General features: G+C 71.5%; 1 protein-coding gene and 1 pseudogene. Both read right to left on the bottom strand.

Annotated features, from left to right (window positions below):
* Positions 1-410: CE1759 family FMN reductase (locus K4G64_RS39395; RefSeq protein ID WP_221760639.1), on the bottom strand; the 410-nt coding region annotated here is incomplete at its 3' end.
* A gap of 5 nt (positions 411-415) precedes the next feature.
* Positions 416-803: pseudogene (locus K4G64_RS39390) on the bottom strand (5,10-methylene tetrahydromethanopterin reductase); the annotation flags it as partial.

Here is an 803-nt window from a genome sequence, read left to right as displayed (position 1 = left end):
CGCAGGGCGTGCTCCAGGACCAGCGAGTGCCGGGCCGTGCCGCCCGTCGCGGCGATCACGACGGGCTTGCCGGTCAGCGCGGTGTGGTCGATCAGGTCGAAGAACGACTTGAACAGACCGCTGTACGAGGCGGTGAAGACCGGCGTCACGGCGATCAGCCCGTCGGCCTCCGTCACCGCGTCGATCGCCTCACGCAGTCCGGCCGATGGGAACCCGCTGACCAGGTGGTTCGCGATGTCCACGGCGAGATCGCGCAGCTCGCTGACGCGGACCTCGACGTGCCTGTCCTGCTCGGCCGCGAGGCGCTCACGGGTGGCGGCGGCCAGCCGGTCGGCCAGCAGCCGGGTGGAGGACGGCTGGCTGAGCCCGGCCGATACGGCGACGATGCGCAGCGGTGTGGTGGCGAACATCGGGGTCAGGACTCCTTTCCGGAGGCTCGGGCGGCGGCGACCGCCGGGTGCACGGGCGCGGACTCCGGCACACCGGCCGGCCGCAGGTTGGCGAACTCCTTGCGCAGCACGGGCACGACCTCCTCGCCGAGGATGTCGAGCTGCTCCAGGACCGTCTTCAGCGGGAGCCCCGCGTGGTCCATCAGGAACAGCTGGCGCTGGTAGTCGCCGACCGCGTCCCGGAACGTCAGCGTCCGCTCGATGACCTCCTGCGGGGAGCCCACGGTCAGCGGGGTCTCGCGGGTGAAGTCCTCCAGGGACGGGCCGTGGCCGTAGACCGGCGCGTTGTCGAAGTACGGGCGGAACTCCCGTACCGCGTCCTGCGAGTTCTTCCGCATGAACACCTGGCCGCCG

The sequence above is a fragment of the Streptomyces sp. WAC04114 genome, from assembly GCF_019733245.1.
Taxonomy (GTDB): domain Bacteria; phylum Actinomycetota; class Actinomycetes; order Streptomycetales; family Streptomycetaceae; genus Streptomyces; species Streptomyces massasporeus_A.
This window is presented reverse-complemented; position numbering and strand designations above follow the sequence as displayed.